Consider the following 23,700-nt stretch of genomic DNA (forward strand, 5'->3'; position numbering starts at 1 on the left):
GCATGCAGTTCGAGCCGGGGGACCGCCGCCGCGTTCTCCCGCGTCATCTGCGACCGGCGACCGCGCCGGACACGTTCTCCTACGTCATCAGACCGGCACGCGCGGCCGATCTGCCGCACGTGCGGGAGATCTACAACCACTTCGTCAGCAATTCGGCCGTCACCCTGGACGAGCGCCGCAGCAGCATCCCGTATTGGCGGGACAAGTTCACCCTGCTGGAGCGGCTCGGGCTGCCCTTCCTCGTGGCGGTGTCGCCCTCCGGCGCCATCCTCGGGTATGCGCTCGCGCAGCCGTGGGCGGGCAAGAACGCCTACCGGTACACGGTCGAGGACTCGATCTACCTCGGTCCCGGCGCGGCCGGCAAGGGCCTCGGGTCGGCCCTTCTGCAGGCGCTGATCGCGGCGTGCGAGCAGCGGGGGCTCCGGGAGATGGTCGCCGTCATCAGCGACCAGGGTGCGGAGGCCTCGATCCGGCTGCACGAGAAGCTGGGCTTCGTGGAGGCCGGTCGTATGGGGCGCGTCGGCCACAAGTTCGGCCGCGACCTCGGCACCGTCTACCTGCGCCGCGTGCTGCGCCCGTTCCGCCCTCGCCGTCGCCTCTCGCTCTTCCCGCGCTGACCCCTCGCCCCACCCCTTTGCGTGCCTCCCACCCCGTTGCGAGCGCACGCAAAGGGCCGGGGCGGCCGTAAAGGGGTGGGTCGGCGATCAGGCGTCGGGGATGACGGGGATCGCGGAGAGGAGGGTGCGGGTGTAGTCCGCGGTCGGGTGCAGGAGCACGTCGCGCGTCGGACCGCGCTCGACGATGCGGCCGTCCTTCATGACGACGACCGTGTCGCAGAGGTTCTGCACCACGCCGATGTCGTGCGACACGAGCAGCAGCGTGAGCTCGTCCGCGACTCGGAGTTCCGCGAGCAGCTCGAGGATCTGTGCGCGCACCGTGACGTCCAGCGCCGACAGCGGCTCGTCGCCCACGAGGATCCGCGGACGATGGACGAGCGCACGGGCGAGAGCGATCCGTTGCCGCTGCCCCCCGGAGAACTCGTGCGGATAGCGGTCGCCCATCTCGGGGTCCAGGCCGACCCGGGCCATGACCTCGCGCACCCGTGCCCGATGGTCGCCGTCGATGCCGAGGGCCCACAACGGCTCCCGCACGATCTGCCCCGGGGTCATCCGGGGGTCGAGGGAGGCGTAGGGATCCTGGAAGACGAGACCCGTCTGCCGACGCAACCAGTGCAGGGATCGCGCGGAGGCCCCGGCGTCGACGATCCGGCCGTCGACCGACACGGTGCCCGCGGTCGGTCGGTCCAGGCCCAGCAGGAGTCGCACGAGTGTCGACTTCCCCGAGCCGGACTCGCCGATGATCCCCAGGGAGGCGCCCTCGGGCACGTCGAGGTCGGTCGGCTGGAGCGCCGTCTGCCGCCGCGTCCGCTCGAACGCCGTCCGCTTCGGCACGACGAAGTCCCGTCGCAGCCCGCGCGCTTCGATGAGGCTCATGCCGCTCCTCCCTCGGGCCGCCACAGCGTCGCGGTCGCGTCCCGCAGCAGCCCCTGCGTGACAGGAGAGGTCGGCGCGGTCAGCAGCCGCGACACCGGTGCGCTCTCGACGACGCGACCGTGCTCCAGCACGACGCCCTCGGTCGCCACCTGGGACAGCACCGCGAGGTCGTGCGTGATGAACAGGAGCGACATGCCCTCGTCGGCGACGAGTCCGAGCAGCAGCGACAGGATCTCGGCCTGGATCGTCACGTCGAGGGCCGTCGTGGGCTCGTCCGCGATCAGCAGCCGCGGACGGCAGGCGAGGGCCATGGCGATCGCGACGCGCTGCCGCTGGCCGCCGGAGAGCTGGTGCGGATACCGGTCGACGATGGTCTCCGGGTCGGGGAGTCGCACGCGGGCGGCTTCCGCGATCGCCCGCTCGCGGGCCTCGCGCCGGCCCAGGCCTTCGTGGATGCGGATGGACTCCGCGATCTGGCGGCCGACCGTCCGGATCGGGTTGAGCGCCGTCCGGGGCTCCTGGAACACGATGCCGATGTCGTCACCGCGCAGCCGGGCGAGCTCACGGTCCGGCATCCCGATCAGCTCAGTGCCGTCCCACCGGATGCTCCCGTGCGCCGTCGCGCCCTCCGGCAGCAGCCCGAGCACGGCGAGCGCCGTGAGGGACTTGCCGGAGCCGGACTCGCCGATCACCCCGAGCCGGGTGCCGTCGGGGACCTGGAGCGAGACGCCGTCGACCACCCGGCGTCCGTCGATCTCGATGACGAGATCCTCGACCGTCAGACTCATGCGACCACCGCCGGTGTGTGCGTCTCGGCGGCACGGTGCCGCAGGGTGGGGTCCGTGGCTTCGCGGAGCCCGTCGCCGAGCAGGTTGAGGGCGAGCACGGTCAAAGTGATCGTGAGCCCGGGCCAGATCACGGTGAGAGGGTGCACGCCGATGTAGCGCTGGAGATCCGCGAGCAGCAGCCCCCAGCTCGGTTCCACGACCGAGGCTCCGAAGCCGAGGTACGACAGGCCGGCCTCCGCGAGGACGGCGACGGCCATCGACCACGAGAGCTGCACGATGAACACCGGAGCCACGTTCGGGAGGAGGTGACGGACGAGGCTCTGCGCGGGGGTGAGGCCGGACGCGCGCGCGGCGAGCACGAAGTCGCTCTGCTGCACGCGACGCAGCTCCGGCCGCGTGACCCGCGCGATGTTCACGCCGAACCCGATCCCCACCGCCCAGATCACGACCCAGAGCGATCCGCCCCACACCGACGAGATCATCATCGCGATCAGCAGCACGGGGAAGGCGATGAGGATGTCGACGAACACGGCGACCGTCTCCCGCACGAGCCGGGTGGTCAGGGCGCCGAGGGTGGCGAGGGCGATCCCCACCACAGTGGCCACGAGTCCCGCGCCCACGCTCACGAACACGGTGGTCCGCGCGCCCGCCATGAGCAGGCTCAGGATGTCGCGTCCGGTGTCGTCCGTCCCGAGCAGGTGCGGCCAGCCCGGCGGCAGCCAGCGGTCGCCGATGTTCGAGGCCCGCGGGTCGAACGGCGTCCAGAAGAGGGACACGACGGCCGCCAGGGCGACGATGGCGATGACGATCAGTCCGAAGCGGCCGGTCGAGGTCCGCCAGAGCCGAGGGAACCAGCGCGCGCTCATGCGGCCTCCCGCTGTCGAGGGTCGATCGCCCGGTGCAGCAGATCCACGAGGAAACCGACCACCAGCACGAAGCCGGTCAGCACGAGCAGCTCGCTCTGCACCTTGACGAGGTCGCGGGTGCCGACGTCTGTCACGAGCATGCGGCCGATGCCCGGAAGCGTGAACAGCTGCTCGATCACCACCGAGCCGACGATGATCCCGGCGACCTGGAGGCCGAGCACCGTGATGATGGAGAGCCCGACCGCCGGGATGCCGTGCTGGATGAGGGCGCGGGTCTTCGTCAGACCCTTGGCGGCCGCGGTGCGGACGAAGTCCTGTCCGGCCGCCTGCAGGGTCGCGCTGCGCACGAAGCGCATGAGCATGGCGCCCTCGACGATGCCGATCGTGAGGGCGGGCAGCAGCAGCGCCTCGATCGCTCTGCCCGGTGTCGACCACCCGGTGCGGGGGAAGCCCTGGGGCGGCAGCCAGCCGAGCCACACGGAGAACACGACGATCAGCATCATGCCCGCCCAGACGACGGGGACGGCCGCGAGAGCCTGCGCGCCCACGCTGAGCGCCGTGCCGTCGCGGTGGCCGCGACGCAGGGCGGCGAGGATCCCGAACGGCACGGCGATGAGCACGGCGATCACCAGCGACATGATCCCGAGCGGAACCGTGACCTGTGCCTTCAGCAGCAGCTCCTCGCCGACGGAGGCGCCGGACAGCAGCGACGTGCCCAGGTCGCCGCGGAGGATGCCGCCGATCCAGTCGGCGTACTGCGCGAGCAGAGGCTGGTTCAGCCCCAGCGACTCCCGCAGCGCCTCGACCTCGGCGGGGGAGGCCTGGGTGCCGGCGATGAGCTGGGCCACGTCGCCGGGGAAGACGCGCAGGGTGAGGAAGATGAGCGCGCTCGACACGAGGAGCCCTGCGATCAGCAGGGCTCCTCGGACGAGCGCGTAACGCAGCACGGAGCGTCGACCGTCGTCAGCTCGCGGCGGAGACGGTCACACCCGCGAGGTTGATGCGCGAGTTGATCGAGTCCTCCGGGAAGCCGCTGACGACCGGATTCACGGCGGTGATGGTCTGACCGTTGTAGAGCCAGTCCGCCGCGTGGTCCTCGGACACGATCCGGGCCGCCTCGGCGAGGAGCTTCGCGGAGGCCTCGGGATCGACCTCGGCCAGCGCCTGCGTGTAGAGGTCCTGCACCTCGGCGTTGTCGTAGCCGAAGTAGTAGTCCGGGTTGGCGAAGTTGCCGAAGTCCCGCGGCTCGACGTGCAGGACGAAGCTGAGGTCGTAGTCCTTGTTGGTGTACACGTCCTCGAGCCAGGTCGGGAACTCCACGGAATCGACCTCGAGGTTCACGCCCACCTTGTCGAAGTCCGAGATGAGCACCTTCGGGACGGTGGTGCCGTAGAACGACGGGATCGTCAGCGTGAGGTCGAGGTCCTCCTGGCCGGCCTCGGCGAGCAGCTCCTTGGCCCGCTCGGGGTCGTAGGAGATGACGTCGGAGAGGTCCTCGTAGCCGGGGTCGAGCTCGGGGATGGGGCCGTACAACGGCGTGCCGGCGCCGACGGCCTCGATGAGCGCCTCGTGGTCGATCGCCAGGCGCAGGGCCTCGCGCACCCGGACGTCGTCCAGCGGCGCCTTCTTGTTGTTGAAGGCGAGCGTGGCCTTGTCGGTCGTGCGGCCCGTCGTGAGGCTGAAGTCACCCGAGTCCTCGAGCTGCGGAGCCAGGTTCGGGTCGACGGCGGTGAGGACGTCCACGTCGCCGGCGAGCGCCGCGTTCACGCCAGCCGTGAAGTCGGGGATGTACTGGAACTCGACCTCGGCGACGCCGGCCGGCTCGCCCCAGTAGTCGTCGTTGCGGGCGAAGGTGATCGTGCTGCCCTTGTTCCAGCGGGTAAGGGTGAACGGTCCCGTGCCGTTCTCCGCGGTCTTCAGATCGGTGGTGTCGCCCTTCTTGAAGACGAGGCCGGCCGGACCGGTGAGGGCGAAGAGAAAGTTCTGGTTCGGCTCCGACAACACGATCTCGACGGTCGTGTCGTCCGGAGCGGAGATCGAGGAGACGGACGCGAACTCCGCGTTGCCCTGCACGGTCTCGTCGGTGCGGACGGTCTCGTAGGAGGAGACGACGTCGGCCGCCGTCAGGGGCGAGCCGTCGTGGAAGGTGATCCCGTCGTTGAGGGTGAAGGTGTAGGTGAGGCCATCGTCCGACACCTCGTAGTCCGAGGCGAGCCGCTCCACGACCTCGTTGTCCTGCGTGCGGCTGACCAGTCCCTCGTAGATGTTGTCGATGAGGATCTGCTCCAGCGCGGCACCGCTGGTGTGGCGGATGTCGAGGTTGGTGGGCTCGAGCACGAGACCGACGTGCAGGGTGGCGTCGGGGTCGGGTTCGCCGCCCGCCGACGGTGCAGGGTCGGCGGAGCCGGAGCAGGCGCTGAGGATCACGGCGGTGGCCGCGAGGGCGGAGATCAGCGCGAGGCGTCGATGACGTCGGAACATGGGTGTTTCCTCTCGGTGCGGCAGGTGCTGTGTGCCGGTGGGACGAGCCTAGGGTCGGGCGGGATGCGGCGCGGCGGCCGTGGAACGGAACGTCATATTCCGGCGGCGGCCGCGGAGCCGACGAGAGCGGCGAGGTCTCGGGGCGCGGTCTCCTGCACGTTGTGCGTGGCGTCCATCGCGACGACCCGCGCCTCCGGGAGGCGGCGCTGGAATTCCTCTGCGTCGGCAGCGCTCACGAAGCCGCGCTCGGCGCGGACGAGCGTGACGGGCGCAGTGACCGCCGCCAGGTCGTCCCAGCCGGTCTCATGCAGGACCGACGGCGCCGTCGCCGTGCCGGGGTCGTGGGCGGCCAGAGCGGTGGCGGCGAGGTGGGCGAAGTGGTGCTTCCACTCGACGCGGCCGTCCGCGCGGACACGGGTGTTGAGGAAGACGCCGCGCTCGGTCTCGGGGCGAGTGCCGCCGAACCCCAGGGCCATCGCCTTGTCGACGAGCTCGTCGCGGGTCGCGAAGTCCGTGGGCCCGGCGTAGAACTCCCGGAGCGCCGCGGGGCCGGCGGACACGTCGATCCCGGGAGTGATGTCGACGACGATCAGAGCGGCCACGAGGTCGGGCCGCGCCGCGGCGACGGCGGCGCCGGTGAGACCGCCGAGCGACTGTCCCACCAGGATCTGCGGCGCGGAGACCCACGCGTCCAGAGCGGCGACGACGTCGGCGGCGAGGGTGCGGGGGGAGTAGTCCGCGTCGTCGCGCCAGGAGGAGTCGCCGTGGCCGGCGAGGTCGATCGCCAGGAGCGGCTGCCCCAGCGCCAGCGCCGTCGTGTCCCAGGTGTGAGCGTTCAGACCGGCGCCGTGCAGCAGAGTGATGCGCGGCGGCTCGGACCCGAAGTGCAGCCCGCTCACGACGCGACCCTCGGGGAGGGGGAGCGTCAGGCGCTCCACGGTCGGAAGCGGCACGCCGAGCGCGTCGGCCTGCGCGGGAAGATAGGAGAACTCGCTGGTGTCGATCGCCACGCGGCTATTCTGCGCCCCGATTCGACCTCGCAGGAAATGTCGGAGCAAAGTGACAAGATGAACGATGATACGGCAGCGCGATATGCAGAGGAATTGCGCTCGAAAGTTCGCAGTCTGCATTTCGGCGAGGGCGGTCGCGCACCGTCTCCCGCGCCCGGCGCCGAATATCATGGAGGTATGACCGAACAGCGCGTGCACCTGTCCAAGACGGAGCCTGCGGCGCACCAGGCCCTCGACGCCTTCTCGAAGACGGTCGGCGCGATCTGCGCCGAGAACGGGATCGACGATCGCCTGAAGGAGATCGTCATGATCCACTGCTCGCAGCTGAACGGCTGCAGCTATTGCACGCGGGTGCACGTGGACCGGGCGGTCGCCGCAGGGCTGGATGTCGACACGATCAGCCAGATCTCGGTGTGGCGCGAGAGCGGTGTGTTCAGCGATCGGGAGCGTGCCGCGCTCGAACTGGCGGAAGCCTTCACGTTCATCGCGGAGGACGGCATCTCGGACGAGGTCTACGACCTGGTGGGGAGCGTGTTCACCGAGAAGGAGTACGCCGCGTTGAGCTGGGCGTGCGTGTCGATCAACGCCTTCAACCGCATCGTCATCGCCGGGCGCTACCCGGTGCCCCCGCGCGGCCCCCAGGCGGGCGCGTGACGATCCTCGACGTCGAGGGCGTCACGAACGTCCGGGACGTCGGCGGGATCCCCGCGGAGGGTGGACGCATCCGCCCCGGCGTCCTGCTGCGCTCCGGCCAGCTCTCCACGGCGACCACGAACGGCGCGGCGTTCCTGCGGGCGACGGTGCGTCACATCGTCGACCTCCGCGACGGGGAGGAGGTCGCCGCGGAACCGAGCGAGATCGAGGGCCCGGAGACGACTCACCTGCCTTTGTTCCTCGGGTCCGTGCGCTCCTTCTTCGAATCCGACACGAGCCTCGACGACCTGTACCTGCATCTCCTGGAGGAGAGTGGGGAGCGCCTGGTCGCCGCTGTCCGGGTGATCGCCGCGGGGGAGCCGACCCTGGTGCACTGCACGGTGGGTAAGGACCGCACGGGTGTGACGGTCGCGTTGGCGCTCTCGGCGGTCGGCGCCGATCGGGATGCCGTCATCGCCGACTACGCACTCACCGAGTCGCAGCTGCCGGCCGAACGGTCGCGGCGCATCGCCGCGTATCTGCGGTCGCAGCACCCCGAGGCGGTGCACGCGGTGGATCTCGCGACCCGCTCTCCCGCCGAGGTGATGCGTCGCCTGCTGGCCCAGGTGGACGAGCGCTGGGGGTCGGCGGCCGGCTACCTGCGCGCGAACGGCATGACCGAGAGGGAGCTCACCGCGCTGCGCGAGGCCCTCGTCGAGCCGGTGACGGAAGAGCGCGTCGTCGAAGGTTAGGCAAGCCTTCGCTTGGTGTACGATGGGATCACGATGGACACCACGCTCGACACCCGAGGCACACGTGCGGCTCGCCGCGCGGCGCGCCGTCGCGCACACCACCTGGTGACCGCCGACGAGCACTCGCTGCTCGACCTCGAGGCGTTCCTCGCGACCCTCCCGCTGTGCGCGTCCGGTCGCATCTTCATCGAGGTTCCCGACGCCTCCGACATCGGCGTGATCCACGCGCCCGGTCGCATGACGGTCACCTGGCTCGCCCGCTCCGCGCGCTCCGGAGCCCCGGGAAGCGGTCGCGGCTGCGCGCCCGGACAGGCCCTGGCCCGAGCCACCTGCGCATGGGCCGACGAGATGCTCGTGGACGACGAGGTCGAGACGCACGTCACGCTGCTCGGGGGTTACCTCGGCACCGCCGACATCGTCGAGCACCTCACCGACCGTCTCGGCGTGGCCGTGAACCGGATCCGCGTGCCGGAGCGCTTCGGACTGCTTCCCGTCGAGGGCTGAGTCAGCGGGGGCGGCGCACGTAGTTGCCGTCTTCCAGCCCCGCTTCGATCTCGAAGCGGTTCCGCAGGGGGTCGCGTCCCGCGAACAGATAGAGCACCGGCATCAGGAAGCCGTAGCGCAGCCACTGCTGCTTGTGCACGGCCTCGTGGCGCAGCACCGCGTCGGTGGGCCGCGCGTCACCGGTGAGGAAGCACCCGCCCACGCAGACGCCGCCGCGGTGGAAGGTCCATCGGGGCATGCCCCGGAACACCCAGAGTCCGCCGCGCCGTTCGATCGGACCGGTGCTCCACAGCGCGCCCCAGATCCAGCCGACGGCGGTTCCCCAGAGGTAGCCCAGGCGGCTGATCGGGGAGCGCAGCAGGAAGGAGGGGATGCGGCGGTCCGCCCGGCGTCCGCGGGCGAGGCGCTCCGCCGCGACCGGCTCCCAGTCGGGTGCCGGGCTCACGCGACGGCTCCGACGAGGCGCAGGATCGCGCCGAGGTCGTCGACGGCGTCGGCCGGCGTGCGAGGGGCGAAGCCCGCGATGGTCGCCCCGGCGAGGGGGACGCGGCTCCGGAGCTCGCGGATCGCCGTGCTCAGGGACGCGGGGGTCACGCCGAAGGGCACGGCGGCGGAGACTCCGGTGAACGACGCCGGATCGAGGACGTCGATGTCGATGTGCACCCACACCCGCTGCGCCCCCGTGGCCTGCACGGCGTCGGCCAGCGCCGCCGGGTCGTCCAGATCGGCCACCCCGAGATTCCGGAGGCGGTCCCATTCGTCGGTCTCGGACTCGTCGAGGTTCCGGACACCCACGGTGACGACGCGATCGCGGGGGATGCCGGGGGACAGGGCGAGCTGCGGTTCTCCCTCACCGAGGACCGCACGCAGCGCCATGCCGGAGAAGGCCCCGGACGGCGAGGTGTCCGGCGTGTGCAGATCGCCGTGCGCATCGCACCAGACCACGGCGAGGTCGTCGGTTCCGCCGGGGAGCGTGTCGAGTGCGGCGACGGTGATGCTGCAGTCGCCGCCGATCAGCACGGTTCCGGCTTCGAGATGTCCGGCGACGAGATCCCGCGTACGTGTGAGGGCGCTGAGCCGCCGGACGCCCGTGCCCAGCGCCTCGCCGGCTTCGACCGGAACGTCGAGGACCGTCGTCGCCGCACGCGGGAGATCGCCTGCGATCGCCGACGCGCCGTCGACGAGGAGCATCGCGCGCGCGGCGGGCGAACCCTGCCACTGCGGCACGACCAGGAAACGCACCATGGGAGACCTCCCGGAGACGGAACCGCGGATGCCCGGGCGTGCGCCCGGGCATCCGCGTCGGTGTCAGTTGCCTTCGAGCGCCTGGCGCGGCGCGGTGCCGCCGGCCTTCAGCTCGGCGAGGCGCGCCTCGACCTCGGTCAGCTCGCCGAGATCCTCGAGGCTCTCGAACTGGGCGTCGAGGCTCGACGCGGCCAGCTCCGCCTTGCCCTGGGCGAGAGCCTCCTGGCGGCGGACCTTGTCCTCGAACCGGCCGAGCTCGCTGGTGGGGTCGAGCACGTTGATGGAGCTGACCGCGTCCTGCACCTTGGTCTGCGCCTCGGCGACCTTGGCGCGGGCGAGGAGCTCGCTGCGCTTGTTCTTCAGCTCGTTGAGCTTGTCCTTCATGCCGTTCAGGCCGCTCTTGAGCTTGTCGACGATCTCCGTCTGGGCCGCGATCTGCGGTTCGGCGCTCGTCGCCTCCCGCTCGGCGCTGATCTGGCGCTGCAGGGCGATCTTCGCGAGGTTGTCGAACTTGTCGGCGTCGGCGGTGTTGCCCGCGCCGCGCATCTCGTCGGCCTTGCGGCTGGCGGCGAGGGCCTTGTTGCCCCATTCGTTGGCCGCCTGCACGTCTTCCTCGTGGTCGCGCTCCAGCAGCCGCAGGTTGCCGATGGTCTCCGCGATGGCGGACTCGGCGTCGGCGATGCTGTTGGTGTAGTCGCGGACGAGCTGGTCGAGCATCTTCTGCGGGTCCTCCGCAGAGTCCAGGAGGGCATTGATGTTCGCGCGGACGAGGGTGGAGATCCGTCCGAAGATGGACTGCTTGGTCATGCGTGGTTCCTTTCAGAGGGGCGTCTTCGAGAGCTTGGCGTATGTGTCTGTGCGGGGGATCAGAAGCGTCGACCTCCGGAGCGTCCGCGTCCGCCGCCGCGGGACCCGCCTCCGCCGAAGCCGGAGCTGCGGAAGCCGCCCGAGGAGCGCCAGCCGCTGCTGCGCCGTGACGAGCCGCCGCCCCCGCCGCCGGCGAGGAGTCCGCCGATGATCCCGCCGAGGATGTCCCCGCCGATGCCGGAGCCGCCGGAACGGGACCCGGAGCCGCCGAAGACTCCGCCCCAGCCGTCGTCCGCGTAGGCGCCGGGGGAGTACGCGCGCAGATCGGCCTGTGCGGCGGATGCGGCCTCGCGCGCGAGACCGAGCGCCCGCTGGGCCTCGGCCAGGGCGTTCTCGACATCCGACGTGCGCAGGGTGAGGGCCTGGGTCAACGCGGCGTCGGCGGCCGCCAGGCGCGTGCGGGCGGTGGAGCCCACGGTGCCGCGGCGTGTCTCGATGAACTCCCGGGCAGCCCGGATCTCGGAGGTCGCCTGGGCGAGGGTCTGCTCCAGGAGCTGCTGGGCCCTTCGGGCGCGCTCCACGGCTTCGTGTCCGTGCGCGATCGCCTCGTCGATCTGCGCGTTCGCCGCCGTGAGGGCGTCGAGGGCCCGCTGCGGGTTGCGTGGCGTGGCGACGAGGTCGGCCTGCGCCCTCTGCAGCTGCGCGGTCACCGCCTGGGACGCACTCGCCAGGGCACCGGTCAGGTCGGGCAGTTGTGCCGCCGCAGCCACATCGCCCTGGAGCTCGGTGACGAGCGCCTGCGCCTGCGCCTCGATGCCGGACAGCTCGGTGCCGAGCGCCGTGATCGCCTGGATCAGCTGCGCCGCCTGCGCCACCGCCTGCTCGGCCGTGCGGATCGCGAACGCCGCCTCACCGGAGCGTCCGCTCGTCAGTGCCTGTGCCGCGGCATCGATCGCTCGATCGGCCAAGGACGCGCGCTCCTGCGCCTGTGCCGGATTGTCCGCAATGGTGCTCAGGGCGGCCCGGTCGTAGGTCGCGGCGAGAGCGGCGAGGGCGGGAGCGGCCGAGGCGAGGAGCGGCGTCAGATCGGCGCGCTCTCGTCGTACCCGCTCCAGCTCCTGCGGTGCGTTCTGCTCGAGCTGGCGCAGCTTGTCGAAGGCCTCGGTGTTGTCGTCGAGGATCTCGTCGATCTCGTCGGCCAGCCGGATGATACGGATGTGCCAGGCGCGCCGGTCGTGGACGGAGTCCTCGATCTCATCGTCGAGCTTCTGCCGGAGATCGAACGCCTCGGCGATCTTCGCCTTCGCCTCGTCGACGGCGCGGGAGAACTCCGCGGTCGCGCCCTCGCCGTACTGCGCCACGGCGAATCCCAGCTCCTCCCGACTCGAGGTGATCGCGTCGTCGGCGCGGACGAGTGCGACGCCGGCCTGCTGCTCGACCTGGGCATCGGTGAGCGTGGAGAACGGGTCGGCGGGATCCGGGGTCTCCGGCATGGCGCCCCGCTCGCGGATGGCTGCGTTGCGGCGTGCGCGTCGGACCAGAGCGACGATGAGCCAGATGAGCAGGGCGGCCGCGATCACCCCGACGACGATCAGCGTGACGCGGAGCGCTCCGGCACCGCCGTCCCCCTGGATCTCGTCGGCGGCCAGCGTGATCGCGCCGACCCAGTCGCCGTCGCCGGCGAGCGGGGCGATGGCGTCTTCGATGGCGGCGAGCTGCGCGTCGCTCAACGGCCCGGAGGAGTCCGCGGAGATGTAGAGGCTGCGCCCCTCGACGGCGATCGCGAGGAGGTACTGATCAGGGCCGAGCCGGTTGTCGTTCGCGACCTGGTCGGCCCAGGCGACGCTGTCGCTCGGGTCGGTGAAGTCGTCGACGAGGACGACGAAGAGATCGGCGGAGGAGTTGTCGGTGAGCTCCTGCAGGCGCGACTCGACCTGTTCCTCCTCGACGGGGGAGAGGACGTCGGCCTGGTCGGTGACGTACCCGGAGTCGAGCGTGAGCGGATCGGTCGCGGACGCCGCCGAGGCGGACAGCGCGCCCGTCGCGACCGCGAGGGCGAGAGCGCCCAGCGCCAGCCACCGTTTCGTCATCGTGTTCCCTCCGACCGGCAGCCGAGCCCCATGTGTCGAGTCTATGCACTGGGTCCGACACGCGACAGCACTCGCGCGCCTCTCGGCGTTCGCCCTCAGCGGAGACACATACGCTGGAAGGCATGGACGACAGGTACGGATCGGACGTGCTGGCGACGGGCTGGCGCGAGCGCGGCGTGAAGCCGGTGCCGCAGGTGCCCGCGGAGGTCGATCTCGTGGTCGAGGTCGCGGCGGACGGATTCTGCGGTGCGGTGACCAAGGTGCAGGGCGGTGCGGTGGAGCTCGAGGACCGCGTCGGGCGACGGCGGCTGTTCCCCCTCGGCGGCGGCTTCCTCATCGACGGGGCACCGGTCCGCCTCACGGTGCCGGCGGCATCCGCGCAGGGACCCCGCCGCACCGCCTCCGGCTCCTTCGCGGTGGCGGATCAGCGGGCGCGGACGGCGCTGCCCAGCCGGATCCTCGTCGAAGGACGGCACGACGCCGAGCTCGTCGAGAAGGTGTGGGGTGCCGACCTGCGCGTCGAGGGCGTCGTCGTCGAGTACCTCCAGGGCGTGGACCTGCTGGACGACCTCCTCGCGGCGGAGCCGCCGAGCGCACGCCGGCGGTACGGCGTCCTCGTCGACCACCTCGTCCCCGGGTCGAAGGAGTCCCGCATAGCCGAGGCGGTGGCCCGCGGACCGCACGGCCGGCACGTCCGCATCGTCGGCCACCCGTTCGTCGACGTCTGGCAGTGCGTGACCCCTCGGGCCCTCGGCATCGCGGCGTGGCCCGAGATCCCGCGCGGCATCGACTGGAAGACGGGCATCTGCCGCGCCTTCGGCTGGCCGCACGAGACGCAGGCCGACACCGCCAGGGCCTGGCAGCACATCCTGTCGAAGGTCACGACCTACCGCGACCTGGAGCCCGCGCTCCTGGGCCGGGTGGAAGAGCTGATCGACTTCGTCACCGAGCCCGCGGGCTGACCGCGTCCGGCGGTGGCGGCGCCGGCGACTACCCTGGATCCATGCCCGAACCGCGTACCTTCCGCGACGAGCCGGTGTCCTTCGTGCGTCGGAGCGGCCGGATGTCCGAGGCGCAGGAGCGCGCCTTCACCGATCTCGCCCCGCGCTATCTGCTGGATGTCCCGCGCGCGGTGGCGTGGACCTCCGTGCACCCCGAGGCGCGGTTCGACGTCGTCGCCGAGTACGGCCGGGAGGCGGACCTCTTCGTCGAGATCGGCTCCGGCCAGGGGCATGCCATCGTCGCCGCCGCGTCGAACCGGCCGCGCGACGACTTCCTCGCCGTCGAGGTCTTCCGCGCGGGCCTCGCCCGGACCATGCTCGACGCCGACCGTGCGGGTGTACAGAACCTCCGCGTCGTGGAGGCCAACGCGCCGGAGGTGCTCTCCTCGTACCTGCCGGAGGCCGCGGCGGCCGAGGTGTGGATCTTCTTCCCCGATCCGTGGCACAAGAAGCGCCACACGAAACGTCGTCTGGTGCGGCCCGGATTCGGTGACACGGCGGCCAGGGCGCTGCGCGACGGCGGCCTCCTGCGGCTCGCGACCGACTGGGAGGACTACGCGCTCCAGATGCGGGAGGTGCTGGACGCCGAGCCCCTGTTCGAGCGGGCCTTCGAGGGCGACTGGGCCGAGCGGTTCGACGGTCGGGTCATGACCGCGTTCGAGCGGAAGGGTCTCGCGAAGGGGCGCGACATCCGCGATCTCGTGTACCGCCGACGGGATCGTGCATGACGCAGGCCCCTCCGAGCGCGCCCGTGGGGGTGCGCCTCGTCCCGGCGGCGCTGGTGTGCGCGGCCGCCCCGGCCTTCTTCGTCGTGGCGCTGCCCTGGCTCGGCTGGCTGCTGCTGGCGCTGGGCGTCGGTGCCGCCCTGCTCGTGGAGCGCCGCGGCGAGCCGCTCCCCGGGCCCGACGGATCCCGGCGGCCATCGCTCACGCGGGACCTCTCGCTGATCGCGCTCGGCATGCTCATCGTGAGTGTCATCCCGCTCGCGGCGGAGCTCGACAACCTGGCCATGCTGCGCTTCACCCTCGCGCTCGGCGGTGCGGTGCTCGTGCCGTATCTGATCTCGCGGTTCGCCTTCCGCGACCGGGCGATCCGGTTCCCCTGGCGGACGGGGCAGCGCTGGGGAGTGCTGCACTGGGGCTGGCTCGTCGCGGTGCTGGTGCTCGGCTGGCTGATCCTGCCCTTCTACTTCATCACCAGCGGCGTCTATCAGAACTGGCCCGTGGTGGACACGCCCGATCTCATCGCGCGGCTGTTCGTCGGCGTCGGCGCGGTCGGCATCTGGGATGAGCTGTTCTTCATCTGCACCGTCTTCGCGCTGCTGCGGCGCCATTTCCCCGATGCGCTCGCGAACGCGCTGCAGGCCGTCGTTTTCGTCTCCTTCCTGTGGGAACTCGGGTACCGCGAATGGGGGCCGCTGCTGACCATCCCGTTCGCGCTCCTGCAGGGATTCATCTTCCTCCGGACGCACTCGCTGACCTACGTCGTCACAGTGCACCTCCTCTTCGACGCGGTCGTCTTCGCCGTCCTCGTCCACGCCCACAACCCGGGGCTGCTGCCGATCTTCCTGGTCTGACGGGGTGACTTCCCCGGCGTCAGCGGCCACACTCGATGCATGGCCGAGTGGGTGCTGCATGTCGACATGGATCAGTTCATCGCCGCGGTCGAGGTGCGGCGCCGCCCGGAGCTGGCCGGACGGCCGGTCATCGTCGGGGGCCGCGGCGACCCGACCGAGCGGGCCGTCGTCTCGACGGCGTCGTACGAGGCGCGCGCCTTCGGCATCGGGTCGGGGATGCCGTTGAAGATCGCGGCGCGCAAGGCGCCGGAGGACGCGGTGTTCCTGCCGGTGGATCACGCGGAGTACGAGCGGGCCTCGGACGAGGTGATGGCGGCGCTGCGGACGCTGCCCGACGTGGTGCTGGAGGTGATCGGGTGGGACGAGTGCTTCCTCGGCGTCGTGACCGACGACCCGGAGGGCGTCGCGCGGGCCGCGCAGCGCGCGGTGGAGGAGGCGACGGGTCTGCACTGCTCGGTGGGTATCGGAGACAACAAGGTGCGGGCGAAGATCGCGACGGAGTTCGGCAAGCCGCGAGGCGTGTTCCGGCTGACGGCCGACAACTGGTTCGCCGTGATGGGCGACCGGCCGACCCGTGACCTCTGGGGCGTGGGGCCGAAGGTGCAGAAGCGGCTCGCGGCACACGGCATCGCCACGGTGCGCGAACTCGCGGCGGCGGACGAGGAGACCCTCGTCGCGGAGTTCGGTCCCAAGATGGGGCGGTGGTATCTCGGCCTGGGCTCCGGGCTGGGGCCGCGGATCGTCGACGACACTCCGTGGGTGGCACGGAGCCACAGCCGGGAGACCACGTATCAACAGAACCTCACGACACCTGAGGCGGTGGAGGACGCGCTGCGGGAGCTCGCGGGACACGCGTTCGACGACTGCGCCGCCGAGGGGCGCCCGGTCATGCGGGTGCATCTCAAGGTGCGGTACGCCCCGTTCGAGACGAGGACATTCGGCCGGAAGCTCCCGGCTCCCACGGCTGATCGAGAGGACGTGGTCGCGATGGCGCTCGCCCTCGGCGAGACCCTCGACCCCGCCCGGGAAGTGCGTCTGCTCGGCGTCCGTGCCGAGATGACGATGCCCGACGAACCGGACGGCGTCGAACGCACCCCCGTGCGCGGTCGCATCTGACTCAGTCGCGGACCGTCGCGGCGATCGCGCTCACCTCGATGAGGGTTCCGGGCACGCCGAGGCCCGCCACCCGCGCGGCGGTCACCAGCGGCGGGGCGCCGTCCCTGGCGAGGGTGGCGGCCACGGCACCGTGCGCCGCGCGCAGGTCGGCATCCTGGTGGATGAGGATGGTCCAGCTCACGACGTCGTCGAGCGTCACCCCCGCCGACTCCAGCGCGACCCGGGCGTTGTCGAGAGCTCTAAGCGCCTGCGCCCCCACGTCGGGGGAGACGACGGCGCCGGAGGCGTCGACACCGTTCTGCCCTCCGATGTAGACGGTGGTCGCCCCCGGGGGGATGACGGCGGCGTGACTGAATGCGGGGCTGCGGACGAGGCCGTCCGGCTGCAGGAAGGTGATGTCCATGCGCAGATCATGCCCGAGGGCACCGACATCGCGCACCCGGGTCTCACACGGCATCGGACGGCACGAGCGGTGGCGGGGCCGGGACGCTGGTGACGGTGCCGGTCGTGCCGAGGCCGCCGAGGGCGTCGAAGACCGCGACCACGACGGCGGCACTCACGAGGGCGCCGTGCAGCGGGTGGTGCCAGAACTGCAGTCGCGCGATGAGCCGGTCCCCGCTCACGCTGACCACGAGCGCCCGCACGCCTTCGTGCCGATGCACGCCCTCCGCCGTCCTCGCCGCATCGACGAGCGGCCCGAGCACGCCGTCGATCCCGGTCGTCCCGTCTCGTCGCACCCTGACCTCCACCTCGCTGCGTCGGGCTCCGCGGGTGGAGTCGTTGACGACGGGATCGGAGAGCAGACGTGCGTTGGGGATGTGGAGGGTGCGGCCGTCGACGGTGTGCAGGATCACCGCGCGGGCGTTGAGTTCCGTCACCGTCCCGGCGATCACGGAGTCCAGCGCCTCCACGACGATCTCGTCCCCGATGCGGACCGTCTGCCGCGCCTGCAGCAGCACACCGGCCGCGAAGTTGTCGGCCACGCCGCGGAGGACCAGGATCGCGACGATGCCGAGGATGACGACGATCGCGAGCAGGGGCTGCACGTTCGCGCCCAGCAGGGCGAGCGCGATGCCGAAGCCCAGCAGGAGGATCGCGTAGCCGACGAATTGCGCGGTCGCGGTCCCCACAGCGGTGGAGATGCCGGGAGCACGCCGGAGCAGGGCTGTCGTGCCCCGGCGTGCGAACCGCGAGATGATCCAGGTCGCGAGGGCGACGAGCAGGGCCAGCAGCAGCTGCCACCAGTCGATGTCGGTGGGCAGGAGATCCTGCAGGTCCATGCCGTGGGCTCCTCACGCCGGCGGGGGCCGGTGCGCGGCCTACTGCAGCGCCTTCGCCTTGATGAGGGAGTACTCGTCCGGGGTGATGGTCCCGGCGTCCAGAAGCGCCTTGGCCTTCGCGATCTCCTCGCTCGGACTGCTGCCGGCCACCTGCTGGATGTACGCGTTCGCGGCCTCCTGTGCTCGACGGGCTTCCGCGCTGCTGCGCTCGGCCATGCCGTTGCCCCGGGCGATGAGGTACACGAGCGCCGTGAGGAACGGCACGAAGATCAGGAAGAAGATCCACACGGCCTTCCACCAGCCGCTCAGCTTGTGGTCGCGGAACAGGTCCCCGATGATCGCGAACAGGGCGAAGAGATACGCGGTGAAGGCGAAGATCCACAGGAACCACCAGATGATGTCCCAGAACGATGCCCAAAATCCCATGACTGCTCCTTTCTCGGTGCCGCCGTCTCCGGGGCACGCTCGGAACATACCGGCGGGCGCAGCGCCGGCGCACCGGTTCCGTCCGGAGTTCACCCGGGTGACTCGCCGCGGTGAGACGCCTCCGGCCGGTCGCGCCCGGAGCGTCGGCAGTACGCTTCCCTCGACGGCGGAGGGAGTCCCATGAGCACAGTGCACAGACCACCGTGGCTGCTGAGCACTCTGGACGGCTACCAGCGCCGCTGGATCGTACGCGATGTGCTCGCCGGCCTCTCCGCGGGTGCGGTCGTGGTTCCGCAGGCCATGGCGTACGCGACGATCGCGAATCTCCCGGTGCAGGTCGGCCTCTACACATGCATCGTCCCCATGCTCGTCTACGCCCTCCTCGGTGGCAGCAGGGCGATGAGCGTCTCGACGACATCGACCATCGCGACCCTCACCGCGACGACGCTGGTCTCGGCAGGCGTCGCCGCGGGCGCAGACGACGCGATCGGCGCGCTCATGATGCTGACCCTCCTGGTGGGAGCGGTTCTGCTGTTGGCACGGGCGTGCAGGCTGGGATCCCTCGTCGAGAACATCAGCGGCGCGACCGTGCTCGGGCTGAAGATCGGGGTGGGGGCGACGGTCGCCGTCGGGCAGCTCCCGAAGCTCCTGGGGGAGTCCTTCGACTTCTCCGGCCACGGCTTCATCCGCTCCCTGGTCGCCGTGGGCGAGGCGCTCGACAGCGTCAACATCCCGACGCTCCTCCTCTCGGCGGGGTCCATCGCCACACTCCTGCTCCTCAAACGCTTCGCTCCGCGGGTCCCGGGCACTCTCGTCGTCGTGGCCGCCGGCATGCTGCTCGTGGGGGTCGGAGGGATCGATGATCTCGGTGTCGACCTCATCGCCCCGGTGGCCGGCGGTCTTCCCGTTCCGGGGATCCCGGACCTGTCCGAGGCCGCGGCGCTCGTGCCGGGAGCGCTGGCGATCGCCGTCATGGCCTTCCTCGAGTCCGCCGCGGTCGCACGCAGCCTGCGCCAGGCGACGGAGCCGCAGATCGACAGCGACCAGGAGCTCTTCGCGACCGGCGCGGCGAACACGGTCGGTGCCTTCTTCGCGGCCATGCCCGCGGCGGGAGGGTTCTCGCAGAGCGCCGTCAACCAGGGTGCCGGAGCGCGTTCCCAGCTGGCGACGCTGACCACTGTCGGGCTCGCCGTCCTCGTCGCGTTGTTCCTCGCTCCGGTGCTCAGCCTGCTGCCCGAGGCGACGCTCGCGGCGATGGTCTTCACGGCGGTGGCCGGACTCGTCAACATCCCCGAGCTCGTGCGCTGGGCGCGCATCAGTCGGATGGACTTCTGGGTCGCGACCTCCGTGGCGGCCATCGGTCTCACCGCGGGGCTCCTCCCCGCGGTGGCTGTCGGCGTCGTCGTGACGCTGGTGCTCGTGCTGCGAGAGCTCAACATCCCCCGTGTCCGCGTGGTGGGGAGGCGGGGGAGCGCTCTCGGGCTGGAGCCCGAGCGGGGACTCTACACGGCGAATGCGCTCGCCAATCAGCGGCTCATCGTGCAGACCGTCGCCGCGCAGGTCGAGCCGGTGCGGACGCTCGTGCTCGGACTGCCGCAGCAGGTGGTGATGTCCATCACGGTGCTCGACGCCCTCGAAGCCCTCGATCGGGAGCTGGCGCAGCTCGGCGTGGAGCTCCACCTCGCGGCGGTGCCGGAGGCGGCGGCGGCCGTCGCGGCTCGGACGTCGTGGTACTCCGCCCTGACGGCGGCCGGACGCGTGCACCCCGCGGTCGATGCCGGGCTCCGGGCCGCGGCGGACCGCGAGGAGCGGCCGCGTTCACCCGGGTGAACGCGGCCGATGAGCGGTGACGTGTGGCCACCGCCTGCCTAGGCTGACGGCACGGAAGACCGACGGGGCGATCGAGACAGCGGAAACGAGGCCCGACCGCAGCCGGAACCGGAGAGCGAGGCGGGCATGGCGGCACGCGCCGGAGTGACGTGGCGATGGTCGCGGTTTGGTCTCGGCGTGCTCTACGCGGTGCCCGCGATCGCGGTCGCACCGTTCGATCCTGCTGTCGCGCTGGCTCTGAGCATCGGGGTCCTGCCGGCGGCCGTCGTCGGGCTTCCTGCACGGCGACGAGCGCGCTCGGCGATCCCCGTGCTCGGGACGCTGGTCGCGCTGGGGCTCCTGCTCGGTGCCACGCTCGCGCTCGTACCGGTCCTCGCCGTGCTCGCCGTGGCTGTGCTGGCGGTCCTCGCCAGCATGCTCGCCGCGCGGGAGCGCGCCGGTCAGCTCGCGCTGACCCTGGTCCTGCCCATGGTCGGGATCGGTCTGAGCTTCCCGCTGTCGACGACGACAGTCCTCCTGGCCGGCGCGATCGTCGCCGGCTCGGTGTACGCGTGGCTCATCGCCCTGCTCTGGCCGGAACACGAGGCGGGCGTACGGGCCGCGGCATCGCTGCCGAAGGGGCGAGCCTTGCTGATGTACGGGGCGCTGCTGGGTCTCGCCGCCGCGACGGCGGCCGCCATCGGTTTCGCGACCGGGGTCGAGCACGTCGGCTGGGCGACCGGCGCCGTGCTGCTGGTGATGCGTCCGGTGCGCGGCCAGCTCGTCCTGCGCAGCGTCGGTCGGGCGGCGTCGGTGCTCGTCGGAGCGCTGGTCGCGGCGGGGTTCGCCCTGCTGTCTCCGAGCGGGGCGGCGATCGGGCTCGCAATCGGTATCGTGGTGGGCTGTCTCGGTGCGGTCCAGGAGAGCCGGTGGTACGTCGCGCCGGCGTTCACGACCTTCCTCGTGCTCACGTTGCTGCTGTCGACGTCGTCCGAGCCGCCGACCGCGCGCTTCCTGGAGAGGACGCTCGAGACGCTTCTGGGCGTGGCCCTGGCGCTGTTCTTCGGCGCGCTGATCCCGGCGCTGCTGGCGATCCGGCGGCCGACGCGCGCGAACGTCTCGGAATGAGCGCGACGGGCGCTCCCCTTGCGGGACCGCTCCCACCTTGCAATAGACTGCCCGCGAGGGGGAGCAAGATCGAAATCGGGGGGTTTCGAGTGCTGAACAGTGCGTGGACGGCGGGAACGGGCGAGAGCGCGGCACCCGCTGCAGTGAAGGGTGAGGTTCGTCGGGAGCGCCTGCTCTCACGACTGACAGCCGCGATGGACGGGCCGTGGACGCTCACTCTCGTGAGCGCCCCGGCAGGGTCGGGGAAGACCAGGCTGCTGTCGCAATGGGCTGAGGATCTCCGCGCTCACGCAGACATCGAGCTCGTATGGGTGGCGCTGGAGCGCGGGGAGGCGGATCTGCCGCTCGTCCGCGCGGCCCTGGGCAGGGTCGATGATCGCGGCTTGCAGGAGGCGCTGGCACAGGTGCCGTCCGTGCGGTCGGCGGCCGCCGCGCGGGCGCTCGCCAGAGCCCTCGCCGAAGCGAGGAGGCGCATCGTCATCGTCGTCGACGACGTGCACCGCGTGCAGGATGAGGAGACGGCGCAACTGATCTCGACGTTCGTGCAGAACGCGCCGGGCAACGTGCACGTGGTGCTCTCCGGCCGAGGGACCAGGGCCATTCCGCTGGCGCGACGACGCATCGCAGGGGTGGCCCTCGAGATCGACGCCCGAGCGCTCGCGTTCGACCCGGCCGAGGTCAGGGCGTTCTTCCGCATCCGCGGCATCCGGCTCTCGCAGGGAGAGGTCAGCTCCGTGCTCTCCCGCACCGAGGGGTGGGCGACGGGGCTGCAGCTCATGATGCTCGATGCCGCCGGGGCGCAGACGGTCCTCGCCCATCCGCTGCGGGGGGATGCGCCTGAGGTCGCGGACTACTTCGTGGAGGAGGTGCTCGGAGACCTCGACGGCGAGCTGCGGTCGTTCCTGGAGGCGACCGCGGTCGCGGAGGTCTTCACCGCCGAGCTCGCCGCGGAGCTCTCGGGGGCCGGCGCGGTCACGGCCATGATCGACCGGCTGCTCCGTCTCACCGTGCTCGCCGGCCCTGACACCGCGGAACCGCCCCGCTACCACTATCCGCCGCTGCTGCGGGAGTTCCTCCTCGGCCGGCTTCGGCAGGGCGGAGCGGACCGCGAGGAGCAGCTCCATCGCCGGGCGGCGGACTGGTTCGCGACGCACGATGAGCCGCTGCTCGCGTTGCGGCATGCCGTGCGCGGCGGGGAGACGGCGTGCACGGCGGGAGTCCTGCGGCGCTGCGGCATGCAGCTCGTGCTGGACGGCCGCGCGGACGAGGTGCGGGAGGTGATGGCCGAGCTTCCGACCATCCTGCGGGTGGCGCCGACGGTGCGGATGCTCATCGCAGCGGCGGAGCTGTCGTGCGGAGACCCCTCGGCTGCGGTGATCGTCCCGTCCGTCGGTCGGGGGGAGCCCGACGCCGACCGCCGCTGGCGGCAGGGGATCGAGCTGCACACCGCGCTCCGGCGGGGCGGGATCGCCGAGGCACTGGACGGCGTCGGTGCCGACCTCCGCGATCTCAGCGGCGAAGAGCAGGTCGATGCCTACGTGCTCCTGGAGGCTGCGACGGCGGAACTCTACAGCGGACGGCTCGACCGGGCAGAGGCGACGGCGCGCCTCGCCGGGGATCTCGCCAGGGCGATCGGAGCGCGTGCGGCGGAGCTCCAGGCGGAGGCGGTTCTCGCGACCAGCGTGCTGTTCCGGGGGAGGCTCCGGGACGCAACCGAGGCGGGAGCCGCTCTGGAGCGCCGCTGGCACGAGCTCGACCAACCGGACAACCCCTTCTTCGAAGTGACGCGCGTCTGGCGTTTCTGGGCCCCCTACGAGGGCATGCAGAGCCTGGAGGAGGTGCAGACGTTGCAGACGGCCGCACGGGTGATCGACGACGGCGGGGAGACCGCGATCGCCAGGGGCCTGCAGGGGATGCGCGCACTGTTGGCGGCCGAGCAGGTCGCCGATCCCCGTGACGCGGCCGTGGGGCTTCTCGACACCTTGACGCCGCGGAGTGACCTCCCGCTTCCCCCGCACTGGTACGCCATGATGGGGCCCTTCGCGGTGCACGCCTTCGACCGCTTGGGGGAGCCGACGCTCCGCGACCGGTTCATCGCCGACATGGAGGATGCGCTGGGGGACACGGGAGACGTGCTCGTGCTCCGCGCCATCGCCGCCGTGCGCGACCGCCGTGACGGTATCGCCCGTGGCGCGCTGGCGCCGGTGCTGGAGGGCGCCATCCCCTGTATGCTCCCGGCGTCGATGATCGACGCGTGGCTGGTCGAGGCCGAGCTCGACGTGCACGACGGGGAGCCGGATCGGGCGCAGCTCGCGCTCGCCACCGCGCTCGCCCTCGCGGAGCCGGAGGACCACGTGCGCCGCGTCGCCGAGGCGGGTCCGATCGTGTCGCGGCTGCTCGCGGCCCGGGCGACGGCCGGAGCCCGCACGCACTTCGCGGATCGGGTGCGGGAGCGGCTCGCCGCCGCCGGTGTGCTCGTGGAGGAGGAGCTGACGCAGCGTGAGCGCATCGTGCTGAGCGCCTTGAGCCGCAATGCCACGCTCCGCCAGATCGCCCAGCAGGAGTACATCTCCCCGAACACGGTGAAGACGCATGTGCGCAACATCTACCGCAAGCTCGGGGTCTCGGATCGCGATGGCGTGACAGCGGCCGCCCAGGCCCTCGGTTTGCTCTGAGGGCCTGGGCGGCCGCCGGT

24 protein-coding genes are annotated in these 23,700 nt (G+C 71.5%); 11 read left to right on the forward strand and 13 right to left on the reverse strand.

What is annotated here, in order from left to right:
• Positions 1-2 precede the first annotated feature (2 nt).
• Entirely contained in the window at positions 3-617 is a 615-nt protein-coding gene (locus tag C6C15_RS06340; protein WP_105949574.1) for a GNAT family N-acetyltransferase, read from the forward strand.
• A gap of 87 nt (positions 618-704) precedes the next feature.
• Here C6C15_RS06340 and C6C15_RS06345 read toward each other — a convergent pair whose 3' ends face one another.
• From C6C15_RS06345 to C6C15_RS06370, 6 genes are all read right to left on the reverse strand, one after another.
• The gene (locus C6C15_RS06345) at positions 705-1,493 is read right to left on the reverse strand and encodes an ABC transporter ATP-binding protein (RefSeq protein ID WP_105949575.1); all 789 of its coding nucleotides are present in this window, start codon (positions 1,491-1,493) and stop codon (positions 705-707) included.
• Complete coding sequence (locus C6C15_RS06350; RefSeq protein ID WP_105949576.1) at positions 1,490-2,281, reverse strand: ATP-binding cassette domain-containing protein; 792 nt, start codon at positions 2,279-2,281, stop codon at positions 1,490-1,492. Before C6C15_RS06350 ends, C6C15_RS06345 begins: the two co-directional genes overlap by 4 nt.
• A complete protein-coding gene (locus C6C15_RS06355; protein ID WP_105949577.1) occupies positions 2,278-3,147 on the reverse strand; it encodes an ABC transporter permease in 870 nt (289 codons plus the stop codon). Before C6C15_RS06355 ends, C6C15_RS06350 begins: the two co-directional genes overlap by 4 nt.
• Complete coding sequence (locus C6C15_RS06360) at positions 3,144-4,094, reverse strand: ABC transporter permease (RefSeq protein ID WP_071328318.1); 951 nt, start codon at positions 4,092-4,094, stop codon at positions 3,144-3,146. Before C6C15_RS06360 ends, C6C15_RS06355 begins: the two co-directional genes overlap by 4 nt.
• A 16-nt stretch (positions 4,095-4,110) precedes the next feature.
• Entirely contained in the window at positions 4,111-5,628 is a 1,518-nt protein-coding gene (locus C6C15_RS06365; RefSeq protein WP_060922984.1) for an ABC transporter substrate-binding protein, read from the reverse strand.
• 92 nt (positions 5,629-5,720) lie between these two features.
• Positions 5,721-6,638, reverse strand: coding sequence for an alpha/beta fold hydrolase (locus C6C15_RS06370; RefSeq protein ID WP_060922983.1), 918 nt, complete (start codon positions 6,636-6,638; stop codon positions 5,721-5,723).
• A gap of 177 nt (positions 6,639-6,815) precedes the next feature.
• Between C6C15_RS06370 and C6C15_RS06375 the strand changes: the two genes are divergently transcribed.
• From C6C15_RS06375 to C6C15_RS06385, 3 genes are read left to right on the forward strand one after another with little or no spacing between them, the layout of a single operon-like run.
• Positions 6,816-7,292 (forward strand): carboxymuconolactone decarboxylase family protein, encoded by a 477-nt coding sequence (locus C6C15_RS06375; protein ID WP_105949579.1) that lies wholly within the window; start codon positions 6,816-6,818, stop codon positions 7,290-7,292.
• Positions 7,289-8,023 (forward strand): tyrosine-protein phosphatase, encoded by a 735-nt coding sequence (locus C6C15_RS06380; protein WP_105949580.1) that lies wholly within the window; start codon positions 7,289-7,291, stop codon positions 8,021-8,023. The genes C6C15_RS06375 and C6C15_RS06380 overlap by 4 nt, the downstream gene beginning before the upstream one ends.
• A 33-nt stretch (positions 8,024-8,056) precedes the next feature.
• Positions 8,057-8,527 carry an SIP domain-containing protein gene (locus C6C15_RS06385; RefSeq protein WP_060922980.1) on the forward strand — a complete coding sequence of 157 codons (471 nt, stop codon included), beginning with the start codon at positions 8,057-8,059 and terminating at the stop codon, positions 8,525-8,527.
• Position 8,528: 1 nt separating this feature from the next.
• Here C6C15_RS06385 and C6C15_RS06390 read toward each other — a convergent pair whose 3' ends face one another.
• From C6C15_RS06390 to C6C15_RS06405, 4 genes are all read right to left on the reverse strand, one after another.
• On the reverse strand, positions 8,529-8,972 hold the full coding sequence (locus tag C6C15_RS06390; protein ID WP_105949581.1) for a Fe-S oxidoreductase: 444 nt from the start codon (positions 8,970-8,972) through the stop codon (positions 8,529-8,531).
• On the reverse strand, positions 8,969-9,772 hold the full coding sequence (locus tag C6C15_RS06395) for an arginase family protein (protein ID WP_105949582.1): 804 nt from the start codon (positions 9,770-9,772) through the stop codon (positions 8,969-8,971). The genes C6C15_RS06390 and C6C15_RS06395 overlap by 4 nt, the downstream gene beginning before the upstream one ends.
• Positions 9,773-9,835: 63 nt before the next feature.
• On the reverse strand, positions 9,836-10,579 hold the full coding sequence (locus C6C15_RS06400) for a PspA/IM30 family protein (protein WP_025103092.1): 744 nt from the start codon (positions 10,577-10,579) through the stop codon (positions 9,836-9,838).
• Positions 10,580-10,638: 59 nt separating this feature from the next.
• Positions 10,639-12,669, reverse strand: a complete 2,031-nt coding sequence (locus C6C15_RS06405) for a TPM domain-containing protein (RefSeq protein WP_105949583.1) — start codon at positions 12,667-12,669, stop codon at positions 10,639-10,641.
• A 122-nt stretch (positions 12,670-12,791) separates the two neighbouring features.
• Between C6C15_RS06405 and C6C15_RS06410 the strand changes: the two genes are divergently transcribed.
• The 4 genes from C6C15_RS06410 to C6C15_RS06425 are packed head-to-tail and all read left to right on the forward strand — an operon-like array spanning position 12,792 to position 16,362.
• On the forward strand, positions 12,792-13,631 hold the full coding sequence (locus C6C15_RS06410; protein ID WP_105949584.1) for a DUF3097 domain-containing protein: 840 nt from the start codon (positions 12,792-12,794) through the stop codon (positions 13,629-13,631).
• 41 nt (positions 13,632-13,672) lie between these two features.
• On the forward strand, positions 13,673-14,398 hold the full coding sequence (trmB, locus tag C6C15_RS06415; RefSeq protein WP_105949585.1) for a tRNA (guanosine(46)-N7)-methyltransferase TrmB: 726 nt from the start codon (positions 13,673-13,675) through the stop codon (positions 14,396-14,398).
• Positions 14,395-15,246 (forward strand): CPBP family intramembrane glutamic endopeptidase, encoded by an 852-nt coding sequence (locus C6C15_RS06420; RefSeq protein WP_105949586.1) that lies wholly within the window; start codon positions 14,395-14,397, stop codon positions 15,244-15,246. The genes trmB and C6C15_RS06420 overlap by 4 nt, the downstream gene beginning before the upstream one ends.
• A gap of 39 nt (positions 15,247-15,285) precedes the next feature.
• Positions 15,286-16,362: a DNA polymerase IV gene (locus C6C15_RS06425; protein ID WP_105949587.1), complete on the forward strand. Its 1,077-nt coding sequence runs from the start codon at positions 15,286-15,288 to the stop codon at positions 16,360-16,362.
• 1 nt (position 16,363) lies between these two features.
• On the opposite strand, the gene C6C15_RS06430 is transcribed toward C6C15_RS06425, so the two are convergent.
• From C6C15_RS06430 to C6C15_RS06440, 3 genes are read right to left on the reverse strand one after another with little or no spacing between them, the layout of a single operon-like run.
• Positions 16,364-16,765 (reverse strand): RidA family protein, encoded by a 402-nt coding sequence (locus C6C15_RS06430; protein ID WP_105950775.1) that lies wholly within the window; start codon positions 16,763-16,765, stop codon positions 16,364-16,366.
• Between the two features lie 43 nt (positions 16,766-16,808).
• A complete protein-coding gene (locus tag C6C15_RS06435) occupies positions 16,809-17,642 on the reverse strand; it encodes a mechanosensitive ion channel family protein (protein WP_060923043.1) in 834 nt (277 codons plus the stop codon).
• Positions 17,643-17,681: 39 nt separating this feature from the next.
• A complete protein-coding gene (locus C6C15_RS06440) occupies positions 17,682-18,068 on the reverse strand; it encodes an SHOCT domain-containing protein (protein WP_025103101.1) in 387 nt (128 codons plus the stop codon).
• Positions 18,069-18,248: 180 nt separating this feature from the next.
• Here C6C15_RS06440 and C6C15_RS06445 point away from each other — a divergent pair, with 180 nt between their 5' ends.
• The 3 genes from C6C15_RS06445 to C6C15_RS06455 all read left to right on the forward strand — a co-directional run bounded on the left by C6C15_RS06445 (position 18,249) and on the right by C6C15_RS06455 (position 23,680).
• A complete protein-coding gene (locus C6C15_RS06445; RefSeq protein ID WP_234024225.1) occupies positions 18,249-19,898 on the forward strand; it encodes a SulP family inorganic anion transporter in 1,650 nt (549 codons plus the stop codon).
• Between the two features lie 126 nt (positions 19,899-20,024).
• Positions 20,025-21,005: an FUSC family protein gene (locus C6C15_RS06450; RefSeq protein WP_105949588.1), complete on the forward strand. Its 981-nt coding sequence runs from the start codon at positions 20,025-20,027 to the stop codon at positions 21,003-21,005.
• The gene (locus C6C15_RS06455; protein WP_105949589.1) at positions 21,002-23,680 is read left to right on the forward strand and encodes a LuxR C-terminal-related transcriptional regulator; all 2,679 of its coding nucleotides are present in this window, start codon (positions 21,002-21,004) and stop codon (positions 23,678-23,680) included. The genes C6C15_RS06450 and C6C15_RS06455 overlap by 4 nt, the downstream gene beginning before the upstream one ends.
• Positions 23,681-23,700: the final 20 nt, after the last annotated feature.

It is taken from the genome of Microbacterium sp. str. 'China' (genome assembly GCF_002993305.1).
Taxonomy (GTDB): Bacteria; Actinomycetota; Actinomycetes; order Actinomycetales; family Microbacteriaceae; genus Microbacterium; species Microbacterium paraoxydans.